This is a genomic window from Pseudonocardia sp. ICBG601 (genome assembly GCF_020496245.1).
The window spans coordinates 212,427-234,710 of record NZ_JAHLJA010000150.1; the positions used below are offsets into that span (position 1 = coordinate 212,427).

Here is a 22,284-nt window from a genome sequence, read left to right on the forward strand (position 1 = left end):
TCTGGTGCCCTCAGCCCAGGTCGACCCAGGCGCGCTTGTCCACCGACTCGGCGACGGCGTCGAGCACCCGGGCCGCGGCCAGCGCGTCGTCGATCGTCGCGCCGCCCGACCGGCCCTCGGCGATCCCGCGCAGGAACGCGGCGCACTCGGACACCTTGAGGTCGTCGAAGCCGGTGGGGTTGCCGGCCCCGGGCTGGAACAGCGCGAAGTCGCCGTCGCCGGGGGCGGCCGCCCAGGTCGTCGCGGGCTGGTCGACGTACGACCCGCCCGCGGCGACGACGAGCTCGCCGGGGCGCCGGAAGTCGAACGACAGGTACCCGCGGGTGCCGTGGATCTCGAAGCCGTAGTCGTTCTGGTCGCCGACGGCGACCCGGCTGGCCTCCAGCGTCACGATCGCCCCGCCGACGGCGCGGCCCAGCACCGAGACGAAGTCGAGGTTCTCGACCTCTCCGGTGGGGGCGTCGGCGGCGGCACGGACGTACTGGCTCGCCCCGGCGGGGGCGACCGGGCGGCGGGGGACGAACCGGTCGCCGTCGGCCACCACCGCACCGAGGTCGCCGACCAGGTGACGGACGAGGTCGACGCCGTGCACCGCGAGATCGTTGAGGACCCCGGAGCCACCGTGCTCGCGGGTGAACCGCCAGCTCAGCACCCCCGACGGGTCGGCGGCGAAGTCGGTGAGCAGCCGGAACCGGGCGTGCGTGAGGGTGCCGAGCAGGCCGTCGTCGATCAGCCGCTTCGCCCGCGCGACGGCCGGCACCATTCGGTAGTTGAACCCGACCGTCGCCTGCACGCCCGCGGCGTGCACCGCCCGGGCCACGGCGGCGGTGTCGGTGGAGGACAGCCCGACCGGCTTCTCGATCCACAGGTGCTTGCCCGCCTCGGCGACGGCGACACCGACCTCGCGGTGGGTGCTGTTCGGCGACGCGACGCTCACCGCCGCGATCGAGGGGTCGGCGACGAGCTCGCGCCAGTCGGTGACGGCGCGGGCGAAGCCGTAGCGGGCGACGTGGTCCGCCCCGGCGGCGGCCACCGGGTCGGCGACGGCGACCAGGCGCGGCCGCAGCGGCAGGTCGGTGACGTGGTGCGGCAGCCGGGCGTACGCGCGTGCGTGCAGGTGGCCCATCCACCCCGCGCCGACGACGCCCACCCCGATCTCGGTGGTCATGCGGTTCCCTCCGGTTTGACGGCCAGCACCGGGACCGGGCTGTCCAGCAGCAGTCGCTGCGACACGCTGCCGAGCAGCGCCTTGCCGACCCGGCTGCGCCGGCGCAGCCCGATGACGAGCCGCGCCACGTCGCCGCGCTCGGCGATCTCGTCGAGGACGGCGTCGACCGGGTCCCGGTCGCCGGGGCCGTGGCGTTCCAGCACGGCGGCCGCGGCCGGGAGCGGTCCCAGCGGGTCGAGCGTCAGGTTGACCACGACCAGGTCGGTGCCCAGCCGGTCGGCCTCGGCGGCCCCGGCGGTCAGGGCGGCGGCGCCCTCCGGGCCGGCGGCGACGGCGACGAGCACGCTCATGTGCACTCCCTCCCTGTCGGGCTCACGCGTAGCGGGTACGGAACTCGGCCTCGAGCTGCTCCAGCGACCGTCCGCGGGTCTCCGGGACCACCCGGTAGACGAAGACGAGCGCGGCGAGCCCGAGGGCGACGAAGACGAAGAACGAGCTGGCGATGCCGATCGCGGCGACCATCGGCGGGAACAGCAGCGCGACCAGCGCGTTGGCGATCCACAGCACGAACACGCTGATGCCGATGGCCAGGCTGCGGATCTTCAGCGGGAAGATCTCGGACAGGATCAGCCACACCAGCGGGCCGATGGTGCCCTGCATGGAGAACACGAACAGCACGACGAACACCAGGATGAACCAGGCCTTGGCGGTGCCGTCCGGCAGCAGCAGCGCCGACAGCCCGACGAGCAGGTGGAAGGTCGTGGTGAGGACGAACCCGCCGAGCAGCATCGTGCGGCGGTCGATCCGGTTGATCAGCAGCAGGCCGACGGTGACGCCCAGCACGGAGAACAGCCCGTTGAGGGTGTTCGCGACGACGGCGGCGTTCGCCGAGAAGCCGGCGCCACCCAGCAGCTGGGTGCCGTAGTACATGATCGAGTTGATGCCGGTGGCCTGCTGGAAGATCCCCAGCCCGGCGCCGATGAGGATGAGCCGACGGATCCAGCGCACCCCCAGGTCGGTGGCCCCGCCGGTGCGCGAGGCGCGCTCCTCGTCGGCGAGCCGGTGCACCTCGGCCATCTCGGCGCGGGCCCGCTCGTCGGAACGGACCTGGCGCAGCACGGCCAGCGCCTCCTCCTCGCGGCCGCGCGAGACCAGCCAGCGCGGGCTCTCCGGCATCCGCAGCATCCCGACGAACAGCACGATCGCGGGCAGCAGCGCGACCAGCAGCATGACCCGCCAGATCGCGTCGACCTCGCCCCAGACGCTGTAGATGGCCGCGTTCACCACGAACGCCGCGAACTGGCCGGAGACGATCATGACCTCGTTGCGGGTGACGAGCCCGCCGCGGCGCTCCACCGGGGCGATCTCGGCGAGGTAGACCGGGACGGTGGCCGACGCGCCGCCGACGGCGAGGCCGAGCACGAACCGGAAGACGGCGAGGACCTGCCAGCTCGGGGCCAGGACGCAGCCGACGGTGCCGACCATGAACACCAGCGCGAGCAGCAGGATGTTGTGCCGCCGGCCGTGCCGGTCGGACAGCGACCCGCCGACGATCGCGCCGACCGCCGCCCCGAAGATCAGGATGCTGACGACGAAGCCCTCGGTGAGCGGGGTGAGCCCGAGGTCGCGGCTCATCGGCTCCAGGGCGCCGTTGATGACGCCGGTGTCGTAGCCGAAGAGCAGCCCGCCGAAGGTGGCGACGACCGTGATCAGGCCGAGCCGCGACGAGTGCGGTCCCCGGGTGTCGGGCGGCAGTCCGGCGGGGGCGCCGGTCGCTCCGTGCGTGGTCATGGGTCCTCCGCATCGAGGGTGCGTGGTCGGATCCGAGTGGGTCGGGACGCCGGACGGACGGCGGCGGACGGTGTCCGGGTGCACCGGCGCCGGGCGGCCGCGCGGCGGCCACCCGGCGGGTGAGGTCAGGTGTTGGTCGGGAAGCCGAGGTTCAGCCCGGCGTGGCTCGGGTCGAGCCAGCGGGTGGTGACGACCTTGCCCCGGGTGAAGAAGTGCACGCCCTCGGTGCCGTGCGCGTGGGTGTCGCCGAACAGCGAGTTCTTCCAGCCGCCGAAGCTGTAGTAGGCCATCGGCACGGGCACCGGCACGTTGATGCCGATCATGCCGACCTCGACCTCGTTCTGGAAGCGGCGGGCGGCGCCGCCGTCGTTGGTGAAGATCGCGGTGCCGTTGCCGTAGGGGTTGGCGTTGATCAGCTCGACGGCGCGCGCGTAGGTCTCGACGCGCACCACCGACAGCACCGGGCCGAAGATCTCGTCGGTGTAGACGGTCATGTCGGTGCCGACGTGGTCGAGCAGGGTGGGGCCGACGAAGAAGCCGGACCCGTCGGCGTCGAACTCGCCCTGCCTGCCGTCGACGACGACGGTGGCGCCCTCGGACTCGCCGGCGTCGATGTAGCCCGACACCCGCTCCTGGGCCGCCCGGGTGACCAGCGGGCCCATGTCGCAGGAGCGGCGGCCGTCGCCGGTGCGCAGGGCGCGGGCCCGGTCGGCGATCTTGGAGACCAGGGTGTCGGCGATGTCGCCGACGGCCACGAGCGCGGAGACGGCCATGCAGCGCTCGCCCGCGGAGCCGAACCCGGCGTTGACCGCCTGGTCCGCGGCGAGGTCGAGGTCGGCGTCGGGCAGCACGACCATGTGGTTCTTCGCCCCGCCGAGCGCCTGGACGCGCTTGCCGTGCGCGGTGCCGGTCTCGTAGACGTAGCGGGCGATCGGCGTGGAACCGACGAAGCTGACGGACTTGACGTCCGGGCTGGTCAGCAGCGCGTCGACGGCGGTCTTGTCGCCGTTGAGCACGTTGAACACGCCGTCGGGCAGGCCGGCCTCGGACCACAGCTCGGCGATCCAGAGCGCGGCGGAGGGGACCTTCTCCGAGGGCTTGAGCACCACGGTGTTGCCGGTGGCGATCGCGACCGGGAAGAACCACATCGGGACCATCGCCGGGAAGTTGAACGGGCTGATGATCCCGACGACGCCCAGCGGCTGGCGCACCGAGTGCACGTCGACGCCGGTGGAGGCGTTCTCGGTCGCCGAGCCCTTGAGCAGGTGCGGCATCCCGCAGGCGAACTCGACGACCTCCTGGCCGCGCGCGACCTCGCCCGCGGCGTCGGAGAGCACCTTGCCGTGCTCGGCGGTGATCAGCGCGGCCAGCTCCGGGGCGCGGGCGTCGAGCAGCTCGCGGAAGCGGAACAGGATCTGGGTGCGCTTGGTGAGCGAGGTGTCGCGCCAGGCCGGGAACGCGGCCTTCGCGGCGGCGATCACCGCGGCGGCCTCGTCGGCGCTCGCGAGGGGCAGGTGCGCGGTGACCTCGCCGGTGGCCGGGTCGGTGACCTCGGACGTCCGCCCGGAGGTGCCCTCGACCCGCGCTCCCGCGACCCAGTGGTGGAGCGTCTTCTGCAGCGTGCTCGTCATGGTCCTCTTCTTCCTCAGCTGCTCGGGCGCAGGAACGGGCGCTGCGTCGCCTTGTGCTCGTCGTAGACGGTGCGGGCGGCCCGGGTGGAGTCGAGCCCGCTCACCTCCGACACCGGGACATCCCACCAGGACCGCGAGTCCGGCGCTCCGACGAGCGGGTCGGTCTCGACGTGGATCACGGTGGAGTCCTCGGCGGCCTTGGCGGTCTTGACCGCGTCGGCGAACTCGCCGGGGGTGGCGACCCGCAGCACGCGCAGGCCGAAGCTCTCCGCGTTCGCCGCGAGGTCCAGCGGCAGGACGTCGCCGTCGAGCCGGCCCGACCGCGCCGAGCGGTAGCGGTAGCGGGTGCCGAACCGCTGGGAGCCCAGCGACTCCGACAGCGCGCCGATCGAGGCGAACCCGTGGTTCTGCACCAACACGGTGATGATCTTGATGCCCTCCTGGACGGCGGTGGCCAGCTCGGTCGCCATCATCAGGTAGGAGCCGTCGCCGACCAGGACGAACACGTCCCGGTCCGGGCAGGCCAGCCGCACGCCGAGACCGCCGGCGACCTCGTAGCCCATGCAGGAGTAGCCGTACTCGACGTGGTAGCCCTTGGCGTCCCGGGTCTGCCACAGCTTGTGCAGGTCACCGGGCATCGACCCGGCCGCGCACACCACGACGTCGCGCGGGTCGGACAGGTCGTTGACCATCCCGATGACCTCGCCCTGGGTCAGCAGGCCGCCGGCGCCGGCCGCCGGGACCGCCGGGTGGTAGGCGGCGTCGACGGTCGCGGTCCACGCGGCGTCGAGCCGGGTGTACTCCGCGACGTAGTCCTCGTCGACGCGGTGGCCGGCCAGCAGGGCGGTCAGCTCGGTGAGGGTCTCCCGGGCGTCGGCGACGACCGACACCCCGGAGTGCTTGACGGCGTCGATCGGTGCCACGTTGACGTTGACGAACCGGACGTCGGGGTGGGCGAAGGCGGTGCGGCTCGCGGTGGTGAAGTCCGAGTACCGGGTCCCGACGCCGATGACCAGGTCGGCGTCGCGGGCGATCGCGTTGGCCGCGGTGGTGCCGGTCGACCCGATCGCGCCGAGGCACTGCGGGTGGTCCCAGACCAGCGTGCCCTTGCCGGCCTGGCTCTGCCCGACCGGGATCCCGGTGGCCGCGCAGAACGCGGCCAGCGCCGCGGTGGCGCCGCTGTAGTGCACCCCGCCCCCGGCGACGACGACCGGCCGCTGCGCCGAGCGGATCAGCTCCGCGGCGCGCTCCACGGCCCAGGTCTCCGGGCGCGGGCGGGCCACGTGCCAGGTGCGCTCGGCGAACAGCTCCACCGGCCAGTCGTGCGCCTGGGCCTGCACGTCCTGCGGGAGGCAGACGGTGACCGCGCCGGTCGCGGCCGGGTCGGTGAGCACCCGCATCGCCGACAGCAGCGCGGCGGGCAGCTGCTCCGGGCGCCAGACCCGGTCGAAGTAGGCCGAGACGGGCCGGAACGCGTCGTTGACGGTGACGTCGCCGGCGTCGGGGCGTTCCAGCTCCTGCAGCAGCGGCGACGCCGCGCGGTCGGCGAAGGTGTCGGCGGGCAGCAGCAGCACCGGCAGCCGGTTGATCGTGGCGAGCGCGGCGCCGGTGACCATGTTGGTCGCGCCCGGCCCGACGGACGAGGACACCGCCCACGTCCTCAGCCGGTCGCTCGCCCGGGCGTAGGCGACGGCGGTGTGCACCATCGCCTGCTCGTTGCGGCCCAGCACGTAGGGCAGCAGGTCCGGCTCGGTCAGCTCGGCCTGCAGCAGCGCCTGGCCCAGCCCCGCGACGTTGCCGTGGCCGAAGATGCCGAAGCAGCCCTCGAACAGCTTCTGCCGCACGCCGTCGCGCTCGCTGTACTGCGCGCCCAGGAACCGCACGGTCGCCTGGGCGACGGTCAGCCGGACGGTGCCGCCGGTCGCAGCGCTCATGTCAGTGGCCTCCGTGTCCGGTGAGACGGGGATCGACGGCCTGGTCCGCCCACGTGTCGCGGACCCAGGCCTGGTCGGGGTGGTCGGTGATCCTCCAGGCGCGTTCCTCGCCGGGGCCGGCCATCACGTTGAGGTAGTACATGTCGTGCCCGGGTGCCGCGGCGCACGGCCCGTGCCAGCCCCAGGGGATGAGCACGGTGTCGCGGTCGTGGACCTCGACGGTGATGTCGATGTCGTGCCCGGGGGAGCTGGACGTGCGGTGGAACCCGAGGCCGGGCTGCCCGGCCGGACCGGGGGCGACCTCGAAGTAGTAGATCTCCTCGAGCTCGCACTCGTGAGCGGTCGTCTCGTCGTGCTTGTGCGCGGGGTAGCTCGACCAGTTGCCGCCCGGGGTGACGACCTCGACGCAGATGGCCGACGCGGCCTCGAACACCCCGGCCGCGCCGAAGTTGCGGACCTGCCGCGACGACTGCCCGGCGCCGCGCAGCTCGACCGGCACGTCCTCCCGGGGGCCGTACCGGAACGGCAGCGCGACCTCGGTGCGGGCGCCGCAGAGGGCGAACCGGCCACCGGCCGCGGAGGCGACGGTGACCGACGAGCGCACCGGGAGGTAGGCGAAGTCGGTCGGGCCCTGGAACACCCCGGACCGGCCGGCGAGCTCGTGGGTCGTGCCGTCGCAGGTCACCGTGGCCGAGCCGGACAGCGGCACGAGGAACATCTCCTCCCCGCCGGTCCCCACGACCCGCGACCCGCCCGGGTCGAGCGCGAGGATGCGCAGCGAGGAGTGCTCCCAGCCCGCGGACCCCTGGGTGATCTCCAGCTCCCAGCCGTCGCCGGGGGAGCTGCCTGCGGGGAGGACGTAGCCGGTCACGCCGCCCTCACCTCCTGCGGGCGCACCAGCGACACGGCGGTGTCGACGGCCGCGGCCACGTCGCCGTCCTCGGGGTACAGCAGTGCGCGGCCGACGATCAGCCCGCGCACCGACGGCAGCTCCAGGGCCGCCTTCCAGGACGCGTAGGTCTCCTCGGGACGGGTGGTCGGGTCCCCGCCCAGGAGCAGGGTGGGCAGCGTCGTCGACTCCATCACCCGCTCCATCTCGTCGACCACGGGCAGCTTCATCCAGGTGTACGCGCTGGACGCGCCGAGGCCCTGGGCGATGTGCACCGAGCGGATGACGGCCTCGGGGGACAGGTCGTTGACCACGCGGCCGTCGATGCGGCGCGACAGGAACGGCTCCACCATCGCGACCAGCCCGGCCCGGTTGGCCTCGCTGACGACCTCGGCGCAGGTCTCCAGGGTCCGGACGCTGGCCGGGTCGGCCAGGTCGATCCGGGTCAGCATCTTGATGGCCTCGAAGCCGGCGTCGACGGTGCCGCGCACGTCGTAGCCGGTGAGCCGGTCGTCGAGCTCGAAGCTCGCGCCCTGCAGGCCGCCGCGGTTCATCGACGACACCACGACCTTGCCCTCCAGCGCACCCAGCAGCAGGAGGTCCTCGAGGATGTCGGCGGTGGCCAGCACGCCGTCGACGCCCGGGCGGGCCAGCGCGGTCCGCAGCCGGTCGAGCAGCTCCGGGCGGCTCGCCATCGCGTCCGCGCGGCCGCGGGCGGCCAGCGCGCCGCGGGCGGGGTGGTCGGCGGCGACGATCATCAGCCGGCCGTCGGCGGGGACGAACGGACGGCGCCGTCGTGCGGCCAGCAGGGCGGGGATGCGCTCGGGCGCTGAGGCCCTGATCTCGCGGACCTCGTCGTAGTCGCGCGCGAAGCTCACGACGCCTCCTTCTGGTTCGGGTCGCCGCCGGCGAGCAGGACGTCGATCTCCGCGGCGGTGGGCATGGCGGTGGAGCACTCCAGGCGGGACGCGACGATCGCGCCCGCCGCGTTCGCCCGGGCCAGCACCGTCTCCAGCGGCCAACCGGCGAGCAGGCCGTGCGCGAGCGAGCCGCCGAAGCTGTCGCCGGCACCGAGGCCGTTGTAGGGGGTGATCGGGATCGGCGGGCTCACGACGCGCTCGGTGCGCGACTTCGCGAGCACCCCCTCCGCGCCCTGCTTGACGACCGCCAGCCCGACGCCCGCGTCGAGCAGCGCGTCGGCCGCCCGCTCCGGGTCGGTCTCGCCGACCGCGACCTCGCACTCCTCGCGGTTGCCGACGGCCACGGTGACCTGGCCGAGGATCTTCTGCACCTGCTCGGTCGCGGCGGCGGGGGAGTCCCAGAACATCGGCCGGTAGTCCAGGTCGAGCACCGTCGGCCCGCTGCCCGCGGCCCGGGCGGCGACCGCCTCGTGGTGCGCCGAGCGCGAGGGCTCCTCGGACAGCCCGGACACGCTGAGCCAGAACAGCCCGGCGGCGGCGATCGCGTCCCGGTCGAGGTCGGCGGGGGAGACCTGCAGGTCCGGGGCGGAGGGCCTGCGGTAGAAGTACAGCGGGAAGTCGTCCGGCGGGAAGATCTCGCAGAACGTCACCGGCGTCGGGAACTCGGAGTTCGTCACGACGTGCCGGTCGTCCACGCCCAGCCGGTTCAGCTCGCGGCGCACGTAGCGACCGAACGGGTCGTCACCGACCCCGGTGACGATCGCGGCACGCCGCCCGAGCCGGGCCGCGGCCACCGCGACGTTGGCGGTGGTGCCGCCGAGGAACTTCCCGAACGAGGTGACGTCCTCCAGGCCGACACCGACCTGCAGCGGATAGATGTCCACCCCGGCGCGGCCGAAGGTGAGGATCTCAGCGGGGGCGTTCATGGTCCTCGGTGACCTCTCGTGGGCGGTGTGCGACGGAACGGGCGACGAGGAGAACGGTAGGCCGCGTGCCCGCCGCGGTCAATAGTTTGTACAGACATAAGGACAACCGGACCTGGGCCGGTAGAGTGGTGGACATGGCCACCCGCTCCGACGCCGTCCAGGTCGACGTCCGCCTCGACCGGACGAGTCCGGTGCCGCTCTACCACCAGCTCTCGCAGGCCATCGAGGCCGCGATCGACAACGGCGACCTGCGCCCCGGGGACCGGCTGGAGAACGAGCTGTCGCTCACCGAGCGCCTCGGGCTGGCCCGGCCGACCGCGCGCCAGGCGATCCAGGAGCTCGTCCGCAAGGGGCTGCTGGTGCGCCGCCGCGGTCTCGGCACCCAGGTGGTGCGCCCGGCCATCCACCGCGACGCCCGGCTGACCAGCCTCTACAGCGACCTCGCCTCGGGTGGGCGCGAGCCCGACACCCGGCTGCTGTCGCACGACACGACCACACCGACCGCGGCCGGCATCGACCTCGGCGACGTCATGGCGCCGGACGCGCCGCTGCACGTCGTCCGCCGGCTGCGCTGGGCCGACGGCGAGCCGCTGGCGATCATGACCAACTACGTGCCGGCCCGCTTCGAGCTCGACGACGTCGCCCTGGCGGGGCGCAGCCTCTACGACCTGCTCCGCGAGCAGGGGGCCCAGATCGCGATCGCGCACCAGACGATCGGGGCGCGCCTCGCCGACGCCGAGGAGGCGGGACTGCTGGAGCAGCCCCGCCCGCTGGCGTGCGTCACCGCCGAGCTGATCGTCTACGACGACGCCGGCGCCCTGGTCGAGGTCGGGCGGCACCTGTACCGCTCCGACCGCTACACCGTGCAGACCTCCCTGGTGGTCTGAGCACGGACCGTGCGGTGCCCCGGCCGGTCTCAGCGGCCGAGGGCCTTGCGCAGGTTCTGCACGCTGGTGTGCACGTCGCCCGCCGGGCCGACGCCGGTGGGCGGGCCGTGCAGGATCGTGTCCTGCTCCAGGACGTGCCAGCCGTCGTAGCCGTGGGCGTCGAGGGTGGTGAGCACGCCCTCGAGGTCGACGTCGCCCTCGCCGAGCGGGCGGTACATGCCCGCACCCACGGCCTCGGTGTAGGTCAGGCGGCCGTCCTGCACCTGGCGGGCGAGGCCGAGGTCGACGTCCTTGAGGTGGGTGTGCGCGACCCGCTCGGGAGCCTGGCGGGTCAGCGCGGCGGGGTCGGTGCCGCCGATGAGCAGGTGCCCGGTGTCCAGGCACAGCGCGATCGACGAGCCCTCCAGGACGCGCGCGACGTCGTCGCCGGTCTCGACCATCGTCCCGACGTGCGGGTGCAGCACGGCGACGACGCCGCGGGTCGCGGCGTACTCCGCGATCCGGTCCAGGTGGGACAGCAGCAGCGCCCAGCCCGCGCCGTCGAGCTCGGGGCGCGAGTCGTAGCCGGTGCCGCCGGAGTCGGCGGACAGCACCAGGGTGCCGGCGTGCGCGGCGTCGTAGCCGGCGAGCAGTGCCTCGACACCGGGCAGCGGGTCGTGCCCGGGCACGTGCAGCAGGGTCGGGGTGAACCCGCCGACCGCGGACAGGCCGTGGGCCTCCAGCGTCGCGGCCTTGGCGGCGGGCGCGTCGGGCAGGAAGCCGTCCGGGCCGAACTCGGTGGCCGACAGCCCGACCTCGCGCATCTCGGTGAGCACACGCTCCGGGTCGAGCTGGAAGCCCCAGCCCGGGACCTCGCAGACGCCCCAGGAGATGGGGGCGCCGGCGATCCGGGGACCGGTGGGAGCGTTCATCGGACGACCTCCTCGAGGCGCACGGTGCGCCCGGACTGCAGCGATGCGGTGGCGGCCTCGGCGATCCAGCCCGCGGCCATGGCGTCGGCGACGGTGCACGGCGAGGGCGTGGTCCCGGCGACGAGCCCGGTGAACGCGGTCAGCTCCGCGCGGAAGGCGGGGGCGAGCCGGTCCATGAAGAACGCGTGCGGGGTGCCGCCGGGGAAGGTGACCCCCGGCTCGACTGAGCGCAGCGGCAGCCCGGCGTCGAGGCCGACGGCGACCGAGTCGGCGTCGCCGTGCAGCTCCAGGCGCACGTCGTAGCCGCGCGGGTTGTAGCGGGAGTTCGAGACGACGGCGTGGCTGCCGTCGTCGAGGGTCAGGATCGCCTGGGAGGTCGAGACATCGCCGATCTCGGCGAACACCGGGTCGCCGTGCGTGTCGCCGACGGCGTGGACCTCGACGACCTCGCGGCCGGTGACCCAGCGGATCGCGTCGAAGTCGTGCACCGAGCAGTCGCGGAAGATCCCGCCTGAGACGCGCAGGTACTCGGCGGGCGGCGGGGCGGGGTCCAGGGTGGTGGCCCGCACGGTGTGCACCCGGCCCAGCTCACCGCCCGCGACGGCGGCCCGCGCGGCGGCGTAGCCGGCGTCGAAGCGGCGCGGGTAGCCGATCTGCACCCGCTCGTCGCGCCCGGCCAGCTTGGCGGCGAGCGCGACGGCGTCGTCGATCCGGCCGGCCAGGGGCTTCTCGCAGAACACCGGCAGCCCGGCCTCGACCGCGGCGAGCAGCAGCTCCGGGTGCGCCGGGGTGGCGGCGGCGATGACGACCCCGTCGACGCCGGAGGCGAGCAGCTCCTCCGGCGAGCCCGCGGTGCGGGCGCCGACCTGCGCGGCGACGGCGTCGGTGACGTCCGGGCGGGCGTCGGTGACGACCAGGGTGTCGACGGTGTCCAGCCCGGACAGGGTCCGCGCGTGGAACGCGCCGATCCGGCCGAGGCCGATGAGTCCGATCCTCATGAGGTGTCCTTCGGGTGGTTCGTGGTCGGGTCGGTCGTGGAGCTCAGTCGTGGGCGCCGACGACCTGCTGGTCCCAGTCCAGGACGGAGCCGGTGACCACGCCGGAGCGGTCCGAGAGCAGGAAGACGACGGCCTCGGCCGCGTCCTGGGGTGCGGCGAGGCGGCCCATCGGGAGCCGGGCCCCGGCGCGCTCGCGCCAGTCGTCGCCCGCGCCGTGGAAGCGGCGCTGGGTGGCGTCCTCGCCCTCGGTGTCGGTCCAGCCGATGGCCAGGCCGTTGATCCGGACCCGGTCGAAGCGGTGCGCGTGCGCGGCGTTGCGGATCAGCCCGGCCAGCCCGGCCTTCGCCGCGACGTAGGGCGCGAGCACGGGTGCCCCGCCGTGCGCGGCCTCGGACACGATCGCGACGACGGTGCCCGGGGCGCCGCGGCGCACCATGTCGGCGACGGCGGCCTGCATCAGGAAGAACGGGCCGCGCAGGTTGACCGCGATGTGGGCGTCGAACAGCTCGGGCGTGGTGTCGAGCAGGGTGCCGCGGTCGGTCAGCCCGGCCGCGGTGACCAGGCAGTCGACCCGCCCGAACTCCGCGACGGTGGCGTCGACGGCGGCACGGCAGGCGTGCGGGTCGGCGATGTCACCGGGCACGGCCAGTGCGCGCACGCCCTGCTCGCCGAGCTCGGCGACGAGCTTCTCGCCCGGCTCCGGGCGGCGGCCGGTGACCACGACGCCCGCGGCACCCTCGCGGGCCGCGGTCCGGGCGCAGGCGGCGCCGACCCCGGTGGTGCCACCGGCGACGAGCACGACCCGGCCGTCGAGCAGCCCGCTCACGACGCCACCCCGCGGCGGCGCGCGACCTGCCCGGCCAGCACGTCGTCGAGCCGCTCGGGGGTCCAGCCCTCGCGGACCGCGCGCAGCAGGACGTCGGCGGGCGAGGGCGGGGCGAGCCCGTCGACCGGCGGGTCGGCGTCGAGGTCGGTGGGGAAGGCGTAGCCCTCGGCGGCCGCGGCGACGGCGTTGGCGACCAGGTCGTCGGCGACCCCGGCGGCCCGCATCGCGGTGAGCGCGCCGAACACGGCGCGGGCGACGACGCCGCGGTCGACGCTCTCCATCGCCCGGCCGAACGCCGAGGAGACCTGCAGCAGGTTCGCCGTCCGCCGGACGTCGGCGGAGCGGTTGTGTCCGGCGCCGTGCAGCAGCGCGGGGTTGAAGAACACGGCGTCGCCGCGGGACAGCGGCAGCTGCACGTGGTGCTCGGCGAAGTAGGCGCGGAAGTCCTCGCGGTCGGCGACGAGGTAGCCGTGCGGGTAGGTCTGCGAGCCGGGCAGGTACATCGTCGGCCCGGTCTCGACCGGCATGTCGGTGTGCGCGACGGCGCCCTGCAGGGTCAGCGCGGGGGACAGGCGGTGGACGTGCGCGGGGTAGCGGGCGGCGCCGACGGCGTCCATGAAGCCGAGGTGGTAGTCGCGGTGCGGGCTCTGTGCGGCCCCGCCCGGGTTGACCACGTTGACCTGGGAGGTGACCTGGTAGCCGGGTCCGAGCCAGGCCTCGCAGACCAGCGCGGTCGCGGGGTTGGCGTAGTAGGCGGTGAACGCGGCGGGCGCGCGCACCGCGAGCTTCTCCAGGGCGTTCCAGATCCGGTCGTTGGCGCCCGCGGTCGCGAAGTGGTCGCCGACCGTCGCGCCGGACGCGCGCTGCTCGGCGACGATCGCCTCGAACTCGGCGGTGACGGGGTCGAGCTCGGCGGCGGCGAACGCCCCGGCCAGCACGACGATGCCCGGCCCGTCGGCCAGCGCCCCGGCGAGCTCGGCCTGCACGGCGCGACGCCCGGCCGGGCCGGTGGCGGCCTCGGCGACGAGCGCGGCGGCGTCGTAGACGGGGACGCCCTGGTCGATGTGCCGGGCGCGGGGGAGCGCCGCCGGGTCGGCGGGACGCTCGACGTGGGCCCGGAGGTCCACGACGCGGGCGTCGGCCGGGTCGAGCCAGGCGGCGGGGGTGGGGGTGACGGTGCGGGTCATACCGCTCTCCTCGGGCTCGGCGGTGAGCTACCGGTCAGCGCTTTAAAGCGCTTTAATACCGGGACGAGTCTGCGGTGCGAGGGGAGATCATGTCAAGACAAAGTCCGGGAGCGGGGCGTCCGCGGCTGGCCGACGTCGCCGCGCGGGTCGGGTTGTCCCCGGCGTCGGTGTCGCTGGTGCTCCGTGGCGCCCCGGGGCCCAGCCCGGCGACCCGGGCGCGGGTGCTGGCCGCGGCCGACGCGCTCGGCTACCGGCCCGACCGCGCGGCGAGCATGCTCGCGAGCCGGCGCAGCGGCACCGTCGGCGTCGTGCTCGACATCCGCTCGACCTACCACGCCGAGCTGGTGGAGGAGCTGCTCGCCCTCGCCGAGCGGCGCGGCCGCGACCTGCTGCTGGGCGCCCGTTCCCCGGCCCGCGACGAGCGCCGCGCGGTCGAGTCCCTCGTCGACTCCCGCTGCGAGGCGCTGGTGCTGCTCGGCAGCGACGCCCCGGCGGACCGGCTCGCCGAGCTGGGCGCGACGCTGCCGGTGGTGGCGGTCGGGCGGCGGCTGCCCGGTGCCGGGGTCGACGTCGTCCGGGTGCCCGACGACGACGGCGCCGCCGAGCAGACCCGGCACCTGCTCGACCTGGGGCACCGCGAGGTCGTGCACGTCGACGGCGGCGCGGGCTCGATCGCCGCGGAGCGCCGCGACGGCTACCGGGCGGCGATGCGCGCCGCCGGGCTGCCCGGGCGGGTGGTGGCCGGCGGGCACGGTGAGGCCGACGGCGCCCGTGCCGCCCGCACCCTGCTGGCGGGGGAGTCCCTGCCGACCGCGGTCGCGGTGTTCAACGACCGCTGCGCGGTCGGCCTGCTCGACACCCTGGCCCGGGCCGGGGTCGACGTGCCCGCCACGGTGTCGGTGGCCGGCTACGACGACAGCCCGCTGTCCCGGCTCGCGCACGTGGACCTGACCACGGTCAGCCAGGACGTCCCGGGCACCGCCGAGCACGTGCTCGACCTGCTGGCCGAGCGGCTCGACGGCGGCCGGGACACCGCGCGCGAGGTCGTCCTCGCGCCGCGGCTGCTGCCCCGCGCCAGCACCGCCCCACCCCGGAGCTGAGCCCGGCGGACGGGGCGCAGGCGCGTTCCGCGGAACGCGGTCCGGGGGTGCGGTGACCGGCCCGGAGCGGCGGTGCCGCGCCCTCAGTGCACGGGCGCCGGCAGGCGCGGGTGCGGTGCCATCCCGGCGGCCGCGTAGGCGGCGTCGATCAGCTCCGCGTTAGCGACGGCGTCGTCGAGGTCCAGCGGGAACGGCGCCCCCTCGCGCAGGTGCGCCCGCAGCGCCTCCAGCTGGTAGAGGTAGGTCGGCCGGGTGCCGAGGTGCTCGGTGCGGGTGGTGCCGTCGACGGTGACCTCCACCCGGTCGTCGCGGGTGGGCAGGCCGAAGTTGCGGGCCAGGACCTCGCCGCGGTCCCCGACCACCCGGGCCGGCAACGCGAACCCGGCGGCCTCCATGTCGCAGCGCGCCCGGCCGGTCGCCCCGGACGGGAACTCCAGGTCCGCGGCGAGGCGCGCGTCGACGCCGGGCGAGCGCTGCGTCGCCTCCGCGGCGGTCACCCGGGGCTCCCCGCCCAGCACGACGCGTCCGAGCGTGCGCTGCACGTGGAGGGCGTAGCAGCCGATGTCCATCACCGCGCCGCCCGCGAGATCGGCGGACCAGCGTGGGTCGTCGTCGGCGGGGGCGGGCATCTCGAAGGTCGTCTCGACCCGGCGCACGGTGCCGATCTCCCCGGACGCGGCGATCTCCACGACCCGGCGCAGCACCGGGTGGTGCACGTGGTGGAACCCCTCGACCACGACCACCCCGGCCGCCCGCGCCGCGGCGGCGACCTCGCGGGCCTCCTCGGCGTTGGCGGCGAACGGCTTCTCGCTCAGCACGTGCTTGCCGGCCGCGATCGCGGCCAGGTTCCACGGCCCGTGCAGCGCGTTGGCCAGCGGGTTGTAGACGACCTCGACCGACGGGTCGGCGAGCACGGCGGCGTAGTCGTCGTGCACCCGCTCGACGCCGTGCTCGGCGGCGAAGGCCTCGGCGCGCCCGCGGTCCCGTGCGGCGACGGCGACGAGCCGGTCACCGGTGACGGCCGCGGGGTCGACCAGCGCCTCGCGGGCGATCCGGGCGGCTCCCAGGATCCCGATGCGCAGCGGCTCCATCAGCGCTTCAGCTCGTGGGCGAGCTCGGCGAGCTCCTGGCCGCCCGCCATCTCGGCGGTCAGCTCCTCGAGGGTGACCTCGGAGCGCTTGCGGTCGAGCACCCGGCGGCCGAGCTTCAGGATGATGAAGTGGTCGCCGACCATGTAGGCGTGGTGCGGGTTGTGGGTGATGAACACGACGCCCAGGCCGGCGGCGCGGGCGGCTGCGGTGTACTTGAGCACCACACCGGACTGCTTGACGCCCAGCGCCGCGGTCGGCTCGTCGAGGATCAGCACCCGGGCGCCGAAGTACACGGCACGGGAGATCGCGACGCACTGGCGCTGGCCGCCGGACAGCGTCCCGATGGGCTGGTTGATGTCCTTGACGTGGATGCCCATCTTGCGCAGCTCGGCGTCGGCGATCTCGCGCATGCCGGCGATGTCGAGCGGAGCCAGGGGGTAGTTGCCCTTGCGCAGCTCGGAGCCGAGGAAGAAGTTGCGCCAGACCTCCATCAGCGGGACGACGGCGAGGTCCTGGTAGACCGTCGCGATGCCGAGGTCCAGCGACTGGCGCGGCGAGGAGAACGTGGTGTCGCGCCCGTGCACGGTCAGGGTGCCCTCGGAGTGCGGGTGCAGCCCGGACATGATCTTGATGAGGGTGGACTTGCCGGCGCCGTTGTCCCCCAGCACGCAGGTGACCTCGCCGGCGTTGACGGTCAGGTCGATGCCCTCCAGGGCCCGGATGGCGCCGTAGGCCTTGCCCACCCCGCGCATCCGCACCAGGGGCTCGCCCGCGCGCAGGTCGGAGGCGGCGTTCTCGGCGATCGTGTCGGTCATCTCGGGCTCACTTCCGCGTCGTCGCGTAGTTCTTGATGTAGAGGTTCAGCACGACCGCGAGCAGCAGCATCGCGCCGAGGAAGGCGTAGAACCAGTTCGGGTCGAAGCCCGCGAACACGATGCCCTGGGTGGTCATGCCGAGGATGAACGCGCCGATCGCGGCACCGATCGCCGAGCCGAAGCCACCGGTCAGCAGACAGCCGCCGACGACCGCCGCGACGATGTAGATGAGCTCGTTGCCGACACCGAGGCCGGACTGCACGGAGCTGAAGTTGAACAGGATGTGCATGCCCAGGATCCAGCCGACGAAGCCGACCCCCATGAACAGGCCGATCTTGACCTTCTTCACCGGGACGCCGACGGCGCGGGCGGACGGGGCGTTGCCACCGACCGCGAAGATCCAGTTCCCGAGACGGGTGCGGAACAGGATCCAGGAGGCGACCGCGGCCAGCGCCAGCCACCACAGCACGGTGACCTTGACCGTCATGAAGCCCAGCGGGATGTCCGAGGCGAAGATCGCGTGTGCGGAGGCGAAGCCGTCCAGCTCGGAGGCGTTGTTGGTGGCCACCGTGCCGGTCACGGCCTTGGTGACGCCGATGTTCGCGCCGCGCAGGACGAAGAACATCGACAGCGTGATCAGGAAGCTCGGGATGCCGGTGGTGACCACCAGCCAGCCGTTGATGAAGCCCACCAGCAGCGCCGCCACCAGGCTGAGCACCACGCCGACCCACATGTTCAGCGAGAGCTGGTAGGCGAACAGTGCCGCGGTCAGCGCCGAGGTGGTGACCCCGACCCCGGACGACAGGTCGAACTCGCCGCCGATCATCAGCAGCGCCACACCGACGGCCACGATCCCGATCGTCGAGGCGGCGTAGAGCACGGTCGCGAACGAGTCCAGCGTGCGGAACGGCTCGGCGATCGCGAAGAAGAACACGAAGATCACGACGGCGGCGATGATCGTCCCGAACTCGGGGCGGGTGAACAGCCGGGCCGAGAGCGAGCGGGACTGCGGGGCCGCGGGCGCCGGTTCGGGCGCGGGCGGGGTCGGGGTGGACGCGCCGGCCTCGCCGGCGGCGGTGGGTGTGCTCATGGGAGGCTCCTGGTCGAGGCGGACGTCCGGGGGCGGCCGGTGCGCGGGCCGCCCCCGGACGCGCCGGGTCAGCGCTTGTTGGCCTGGGTGTAGGGCAGGATCTGTCCGATGTTCGAGCTGTCCACCAGCGACGGGCCGGTGAGCACGGGCTTGCCACCGCCGAGGTCGTTGCCGTTGGAGAGGTTCAGCCACAGCGACTCGACGGCCATGTAGCCCTGGACGTAGGGCTGCTGGTCGACCGAGAAGAGGATCTTCCCGTCCTGGATGGCCTTGGCCGCGTCCTGGTTGAGGTCGAAGGTCGCGATCTTCGCGGTCGAGCCGGTGCCCTCCTGGGCCTGCATCGCGGCCAGCGCGATCGGGGCGCCGAGCGTGACGATGTCGGTGATCGACTTGTCCTCGGAGAGCTTGGCGTTCAGCGTCTGCTGCACCGACGGCAGGTCAGCGCCGTTGACCTGGATGTTCTCGGTGTTCGGGTAGGCCTTCTTGACACCCTCGCAGCGGGTCTCCAGCGCGACCGAGCCCTGGGCCTGGATCACACAGAGGACCTTGCCGCCGGGGCTGGTCTGGGAGAGCTTCTGCCCGACGGTCTGGCCGGCCAGGCTCTCGTCGGACCCGAAGTACATCTTCGCGCCGGCGGCCTTGTACTGGTCGATGCCCTGGTTGAAGGCGACGACGGGGATGCCCGCGTCGGCGGCCTTCTTGGCGACCGGGACGACGGCGTCGGCGGAGGAGAGGGTGACGGCGATGCCGTTCACCTTGGAGTCGATGGCGTTCTGGACGAGTGTGGCCTGCTCCGGGCCCTGCTCGTTGTTCGAGTACTTCAGGTCGATGCCGTGGGTGGCGGCGGCGTCCTCGGCCCCGGCGCGGATCTTGTCCCAGAAGGTGTCGCCCGCCTGCTCGTGGGTGATCATCGCGATCGTGTAGCGCTGCCCCTGGGTCGCCGCGGCGTCGTTCTGCGCGCCTCCCTGGCTGCTGCAGGCCGTCAGTCCGAGGACCAGCGAAGCTGCGGCCAGTCCGGCGCCGATCTTCCGAATACTCCTCATCGAGCATCTCTCTCTGTGATCGCGACGCGGGTCGACCGGTCGCGGCGAGTGTGGCGGTCTCCTCCGAGGGCCCCGATGTCGGAGGGTGATGCGGACCACGCATAGATGTACGCTCACCGCACTGTCTCGTCAATGGTTTGTCAGGACAAACTGACGCCCTCATCAGAAATGGGGAGTGCCGTGCCCGACCCGGTCGGCGTCCGCGTGGACCGCGGCAGCCCGGTGCCGCTGTACTTCCAGGTCGCGAGCCGGCTGCGGGCGATGGTGGAGTCCGGCGAGCTGCCCGCCGGGTCCCGACTGCCCGGCGAGGCCGAGCTCGTCGGGCGCCTCGGGGCGACCCGCCCGACGCTGCGCCGGGCGGTGTCCTACCTGGTGGAGCAGGGGGTACTGGCGCGCAAGCGCGGCGCCGGGACGCGGGTGCTGCCGCCCCCGCTGGCGCGACCCGCCGACCTGACGAGCCTGCACGACGACCTGCTGCGCGCCGGCCGGACGCCCGCGACGGTGCTGCGGCGGTGCACCACCGGGCCGGTCGACGACGGCGTCGCGCGTGCCCTCGGGGTGCCGCCCGGCACCGTCGCCACCCGGATCGAGCGGCTGCGCCTGGCCGACGGCGAGCCGCTCGCCCTGATGACCAACGTCGTGCCGGTGTCGGTCCTCGCGCCGCGCGTGGAGGACCTCGTGGCGCACGGGCTCTACGCGCTGCTGCGCTCCGCCGGTCACGCTCCGCGACTGGCCCGGCAGGTCGTCGGGGCCCGGGCGGCGACCGCGGACGAGGCGTCCGCGCTCGGCGAGCCGCCCGGCGCGCCGCTGCTGACGACGGTGCGCACCGCCTGGGACGAGTCCGGGCACGCCGTCGAGTACGGCACGCACCTGTACCGGCCGAGCCGCTACGCCATCGAGGTCACGCTGCCCGCCGGGGCCGCCGCGCCGGCCCCGGTCTGACGGCCGCTCAGCGGACGGGGCCGGTCGTGCCCCGCACCACCAGGTGCGGGTCCAGCACCAGCTCCACCGGCCCGGCCGCCGGGTCGTCGAGCCGGGCGCGGACGGCGTCGACCGCGCCCCGGGCCAGCGCGGCCGTGTCCTGGCGGACCGTCGTGAGGTCGACGTGCGCGAGCCGCGACACCCGGTCGTCGTTGTAGCCGGCGACCGACATCCGCCCGGGGACGTCCACCCCGGACCGGCGCAGCGTGTCCAGCAGGCCGATCGCGCACCGGTCGTTCCCGGCCACGACGGCCGTCGGCGGCGCGGGGTCGCCGGGCCCGCCGGCCAGCAGCCGGTGCGCGGCGGCGATGCCGGCCTCCTCGTCGTAGGCGCCGGGCAGCACGCGCACCTCCCCGGACAGCCCGGCGGCGGTCATCGCGGCGGTGTAGCCGTCGCGGCGGGCCGCGGCGTTCGGGCCCGGGCCGCCGTCGACGTGGGTGATCCGGCGGTGACCGGCGGCGATCAGGTGCTCGGTGACGGCGCGCAGGCCCGCCTCGTCGTCGGTGTGGGCGCTGTCCACCCCGCGCACCCCGCGCCCGACGACGACGAGCGCGGTCCGCCGGGCCAGCGCGATCAGCTCCGCGTCCGGGGCCTCGGGGCCGAGCAGGACCAGCGCCTCGCAGCGGTGGGCGAGCAGCTCGTCGACCGCGGTCCGCTCGTCGTGCCCGGGGGTGCGGGCGCTGAGCAGCACGCCGTAGCCGTAGCGGCCGGCCTCGGCGTAGAGGCACTCGATCAGCGCCGCCTCGAACGGCTCGCCGACCGTGGTGAGCACGCCGATGGTGCGGCTGCGCCCGCGGGCGAGCAGCCGTGCGGCGCTGTCGGGGGTGTAGCCGAGCTCGTCGGCGGCGGTGAGCACGCGGGCCCGGGTCGCGTCCGAGGCCCCGGGCCGGTCGCGGAACACGATCGACACCAGGGCGCGCGATACGCCCGCGCGCTCGGCGACGTCGGACATCGTCGGGCGCCGCCGCCGGGGCGTCGCGGCGGCGGGGGGATCCAGCTCGGGCACGGGGCCTCCCGTTCGTGCCGACGCGGCCAATCTTTGTCTTGACATAGTCGGTACGGCGCCGGATAGTTGCCGACCGAGCGTACTAGCGCGCTCTAGTTGTTTGCCGGTGGTGCCCCACCGGCGCACCGAGGACCGGGAGAGACACCGTGGCCACCCCCTCCAGGATCACCGTCGGTTCGGCACCGGACTCGTGGGGAGTCTGGTTCCCGTCCGACCCCGAGCAGACGACCGCGGACCGCTTCCTGCGCGAGGTGTCCGGCGCCGGCTACGACTGGATCGAGCTCGGGCCCTACGGCTACCTGCCCACCGACCCGTCGGAGCTGGCCGATGCGCTCAGCACCCACGGGCTGCGGGTCTCGGCGGGCACCGTGTTCGAGCACCTGCACCGCCCGGACTCCTGGGAGGACGTCTGGAAGCAGGTCACCGACGTCGCCGCGCTGACGAAGGCGGTCGGCGGCGGGCACATCATCGTCATCCCCGAGCCGTGGCGCGACCACCGGACCGGGGCGGCCATCGAGAGCCCGGAGCTGCCCGCGGAGCAGTGGCGCGCGCTCACCACCGGCATGGACGAGCTGGGCCGGCGCATCCTCGACGAGTACGGCCTCCACGTGCAGTTCCACAGCCACGCCGACTCCCACGTCGGGTACCAGCGCGACATCGAGCGCTTCCTCGCCGACACCGACCCCCGGTACGTGAACCTCTGCCTCGACACCGGGCACGTGTCCTACTACCGCGGGGACAACGTCGACCTGATCCGCCGCCACCCCGACCGGATCGGCTACCTGCACCTCAAGCAGGTCGACCCGGCCGTGCTGGACCAGGTCGAGGCCGAGGACCTCACCTTCCCCGAGGCCGTGCGCCGCGGCGTCATGTGCGAGCCCCCGCACGGCGTGCCCGCGATGGAGCCGCTGCTCGACGCCGTCGCCGCGCTCGGCCGCGACCTCTACGCGATCGTCGAGCAGGACATGTACCCCTGCCCGCCCGACGCGCCGCTGCCGATCGCCCGGCGCACCCACACCCACCTCGCCGGCTGCGGCAACCGCGCCGTCGAGATCGGCACCCCCCGCCCCTGACCACGGGCACCGAAGAC

21 protein-coding genes are annotated in these 22,284 nt (G+C 74.2%); 4 read left to right on the top strand and 17 right to left on the bottom strand.

What is annotated here, in order from left to right; genetic code table 11:
* Positions 1–10 precede the first annotated feature (10 nt).
* The 8 genes from KPL57_RS46630 to iolC all read right to left on the bottom strand — a co-directional run bounded on the left by KPL57_RS46630 (position 11) and on the right by iolC (position 9,259).
* Positions 11–1,168 carry a Gfo/Idh/MocA family protein gene (locus KPL57_RS46630; RefSeq protein ID WP_226356872.1) on the bottom strand — a complete coding sequence of 386 codons (1,158 nt, stop codon included), beginning with the start codon at positions 1,166–1,168 and terminating at the stop codon, positions 11–13.
* On the bottom strand, positions 1,165–1,518 hold the full coding sequence (locus KPL57_RS46635; RefSeq protein WP_226356873.1) for a universal stress protein: 354 nt from the start codon (positions 1,516–1,518) through the stop codon (positions 1,165–1,167). The genes KPL57_RS46630 and KPL57_RS46635 overlap by 4 nt, the downstream gene beginning before the upstream one ends.
* Positions 1,519–1,540: 22 nt before the next feature.
* Positions 1,541–2,959, bottom strand: coding sequence for a sugar porter family MFS transporter (locus KPL57_RS46640; RefSeq protein ID WP_226356874.1), 1,419 nt, complete (start codon positions 2,957–2,959; stop codon positions 1,541–1,543).
* 125 nt (positions 2,960–3,084) lie between these two features.
* Positions 3,085–4,590, bottom strand: a complete 1,506-nt coding sequence (locus KPL57_RS46645) for a CoA-acylating methylmalonate-semialdehyde dehydrogenase (protein ID WP_226356875.1) — start codon at positions 4,588–4,590, stop codon at positions 3,085–3,087.
* Positions 4,591–4,604: 14 nt separating this feature from the next.
* A complete protein-coding gene (iolD, locus tag KPL57_RS46650) occupies positions 4,605–6,524 on the bottom strand; it encodes a 3D-(3,5/4)-trihydroxycyclohexane-1,2-dione acylhydrolase (decyclizing) (protein WP_226356876.1) in 1,920 nt (639 codons plus the stop codon).
* 1 nt (position 6,525) lies between these two features.
* On the bottom strand, positions 6,526–7,395 hold the full coding sequence (gene iolB / locus KPL57_RS46655) for a 5-deoxy-glucuronate isomerase (RefSeq protein WP_226356877.1): 870 nt from the start codon (positions 7,393–7,395) through the stop codon (positions 6,526–6,528).
* Entirely contained in the window at positions 7,392–8,291 is a 900-nt protein-coding gene (locus KPL57_RS46660) for a class I fructose-bisphosphate aldolase (protein WP_374203878.1), read from the bottom strand. Before KPL57_RS46660 ends, iolB begins: the two co-directional genes overlap by 4 nt.
* Entirely contained in the window at positions 8,288–9,259 is a 972-nt protein-coding gene (gene iolC / locus KPL57_RS46665; RefSeq protein ID WP_226356878.1) for a 5-dehydro-2-deoxygluconokinase, read from the bottom strand. Before iolC ends, KPL57_RS46660 begins: the two co-directional genes overlap by 4 nt.
* A gap of 134 nt (positions 9,260–9,393) precedes the next feature.
* On the opposite strand from iolC, the gene KPL57_RS46670 reads away from it, so the two are divergent.
* On the top strand, positions 9,394–10,146 hold the full coding sequence (locus KPL57_RS46670; RefSeq protein WP_062402928.1) for a GntR family transcriptional regulator: 753 nt from the start codon (positions 9,394–9,396) through the stop codon (positions 10,144–10,146).
* Positions 10,147–10,175: 29 nt separating this feature from the next.
* On the opposite strand, the gene KPL57_RS46675 is transcribed toward KPL57_RS46670, so the two are convergent.
* The 4 genes from KPL57_RS46675 to KPL57_RS46690 are packed head-to-tail and all read right to left on the bottom strand — an operon-like array spanning position 10,176 to position 14,068.
* Positions 10,176–11,057, bottom strand: coding sequence for a sugar phosphate isomerase/epimerase (locus KPL57_RS46675; RefSeq protein ID WP_226356879.1), 882 nt, complete (start codon positions 11,055–11,057; stop codon positions 10,176–10,178).
* The gene (locus KPL57_RS46680) at positions 11,054–12,055 is read right to left on the bottom strand and encodes a Gfo/Idh/MocA family oxidoreductase (RefSeq protein WP_226356880.1); all 1,002 of its coding nucleotides are present in this window, start codon (positions 12,053–12,055) and stop codon (positions 11,054–11,056) included. The genes KPL57_RS46675 and KPL57_RS46680 overlap by 4 nt, the downstream gene beginning before the upstream one ends.
* A 43-nt stretch (positions 12,056–12,098) precedes the next feature.
* Positions 12,099–12,881: an SDR family oxidoreductase gene (locus KPL57_RS46685; RefSeq protein ID WP_226356881.1), complete on the bottom strand. Its 783-nt coding sequence runs from the start codon at positions 12,879–12,881 to the stop codon at positions 12,099–12,101.
* On the bottom strand, positions 12,878–14,068 hold the full coding sequence (locus tag KPL57_RS46690) for a phytanoyl-CoA dioxygenase family protein (RefSeq protein ID WP_226356882.1): 1,191 nt from the start codon (positions 14,066–14,068) through the stop codon (positions 12,878–12,880). The genes KPL57_RS46685 and KPL57_RS46690 overlap by 4 nt, the downstream gene beginning before the upstream one ends.
* Positions 14,069–14,142: 74 nt before the next feature.
* Here KPL57_RS46690 and KPL57_RS46695 point away from each other — a divergent pair, with 74 nt between their 5' ends.
* Positions 14,143–15,168, top strand: coding sequence for a LacI family DNA-binding transcriptional regulator (locus KPL57_RS46695; protein ID WP_226356883.1), 1,026 nt, complete (start codon positions 14,143–14,145; stop codon positions 15,166–15,168).
* 83 nt (positions 15,169–15,251) lie between these two features.
* Here KPL57_RS46695 and KPL57_RS46700 read toward each other — a convergent pair whose 3' ends face one another.
* The 4 genes from KPL57_RS46700 to KPL57_RS46715 all read right to left on the bottom strand — a co-directional run bounded on the left by KPL57_RS46700 (position 15,252) and on the right by KPL57_RS46715 (position 19,207).
* A complete protein-coding gene (locus tag KPL57_RS46700) occupies positions 15,252–16,259 on the bottom strand; it encodes a Gfo/Idh/MocA family protein (RefSeq protein ID WP_226356884.1) in 1,008 nt (335 codons plus the stop codon).
* A complete protein-coding gene (locus KPL57_RS46705) occupies positions 16,259–17,074 on the bottom strand; it encodes an ATP-binding cassette domain-containing protein (protein ID WP_226356885.1) in 816 nt (271 codons plus the stop codon). Before KPL57_RS46705 ends, KPL57_RS46700 begins: the two co-directional genes overlap by 1 nt.
* A gap of 7 nt (positions 17,075–17,081) precedes the next feature.
* Positions 17,082–18,164 carry an ABC transporter permease gene (locus KPL57_RS46710; protein ID WP_226356886.1) on the bottom strand — a complete coding sequence of 361 codons (1,083 nt, stop codon included), beginning with the start codon at positions 18,162–18,164 and terminating at the stop codon, positions 17,082–17,084.
* Positions 18,165–18,232: 68 nt separating this feature from the next.
* Positions 18,233–19,207, bottom strand: a complete 975-nt coding sequence (locus KPL57_RS46715) for a substrate-binding domain-containing protein (RefSeq protein WP_226356887.1) — start codon at positions 19,205–19,207, stop codon at positions 18,233–18,235.
* A gap of 180 nt (positions 19,208–19,387) precedes the next feature.
* Between KPL57_RS46715 and KPL57_RS46720 the strand changes: the two genes are divergently transcribed.
* Positions 19,388–20,149, top strand: a complete 762-nt coding sequence (locus tag KPL57_RS46720; RefSeq protein WP_226356888.1) for a GntR family transcriptional regulator — start codon at positions 19,388–19,390, stop codon at positions 20,147–20,149.
* A 7-nt stretch (positions 20,150–20,156) separates the two neighbouring features.
* Here KPL57_RS46720 and KPL57_RS46725 read toward each other — a convergent pair whose 3' ends face one another.
* On the bottom strand, positions 20,157–21,194 hold the full coding sequence (locus KPL57_RS46725; protein WP_226356889.1) for a LacI family DNA-binding transcriptional regulator: 1,038 nt from the start codon (positions 21,192–21,194) through the stop codon (positions 20,157–20,159).
* Positions 21,195–21,340: 146 nt separating this feature from the next.
* Between KPL57_RS46725 and KPL57_RS46730 the strand changes: the two genes are divergently transcribed.
* Positions 21,341–22,267 (top strand): sugar phosphate isomerase/epimerase, encoded by a 927-nt coding sequence (locus KPL57_RS46730; protein ID WP_226356890.1) that lies wholly within the window; start codon positions 21,341–21,343, stop codon positions 22,265–22,267.
* The last annotated feature ends 17 nt before the right edge of the window (positions 22,268–22,284 follow it).

Bases quoted from the DNA above. Each gene is read 5' to 3' on its own strand.
- KPL57_RS46635 (WP_226356873.1), bottom strand. From the start codon at position 1,518: ATGAGCGTGCTCGTCGCCGTCGCCGCCGGCCCGGAGGGCGCCGCCGCC.
- KPL57_RS46690 (WP_226356882.1), bottom strand. From the start codon at position 14,068: ATGACCCGCACCGTCACCCCCACCCCCGCCGCCTGGCTCGACCCGGCC.
- iolC (WP_226356878.1), bottom strand. From the start codon at position 9,259: ATGAACGCCCCCGCTGAGATCCTCACCTTCGGCCGCGCCGGGGTGGAC.
- KPL57_RS46630 (WP_226356872.1), bottom strand. From the start codon at position 1,168: ATGACCACCGAGATCGGGGTGGGCGTCGTCGGCGCGGGGTGGATGGGC.
- KPL57_RS46640 (WP_226356874.1), bottom strand. From the start codon at position 2,959: ATGACCACGCACGGAGCGACCGGCGCCCCCGCCGGACTGCCGCCCGAC.
- KPL57_RS46670 (WP_062402928.1), top strand. From the start codon at position 9,394: ATGGCCACCCGCTCCGACGCCGTCCAGGTCGACGTCCGCCTCGACCGG.
- KPL57_RS46710 (WP_226356886.1), bottom strand. From the start codon at position 18,164: ATGAGCACACCCACCGCCGCCGGCGAGGCCGGCGCGTCCACCCCGACC.
- KPL57_RS46645 (WP_226356875.1), bottom strand. From the start codon at position 4,590: ATGACGAGCACGCTGCAGAAGACGCTCCACCACTGGGTCGCGGGAGCG.
- KPL57_RS46700 (WP_226356884.1), bottom strand. From the start codon at position 16,259: ATGGAGCCGCTGCGCATCGGGATCCTGGGAGCCGCCCGGATCGCCCGC.
- iolD (WP_226356876.1), bottom strand. From the start codon at position 6,524: ATGAGCGCTGCGACCGGCGGCACCGTCCGGCTGACCGTCGCCCAGGCG.
- KPL57_RS46680 (WP_226356880.1), bottom strand. From the start codon at position 12,055: ATGAGGATCGGACTCATCGGCCTCGGCCGGATCGGCGCGTTCCACGCG.
- KPL57_RS46705 (WP_226356885.1), bottom strand. From the start codon at position 17,074: ATGACCGACACGATCGCCGAGAACGCCGCCTCCGACCTGCGCGCGGGC.
- KPL57_RS46715 (WP_226356887.1), bottom strand. From the start codon at position 19,207: ATGAGGAGTATTCGGAAGATCGGCGCCGGACTGGCCGCAGCTTCGCTG.
- KPL57_RS46675 (WP_226356879.1), bottom strand. From the start codon at position 11,057: ATGAACGCTCCCACCGGTCCCCGGATCGCCGGCGCCCCCATCTCCTGG.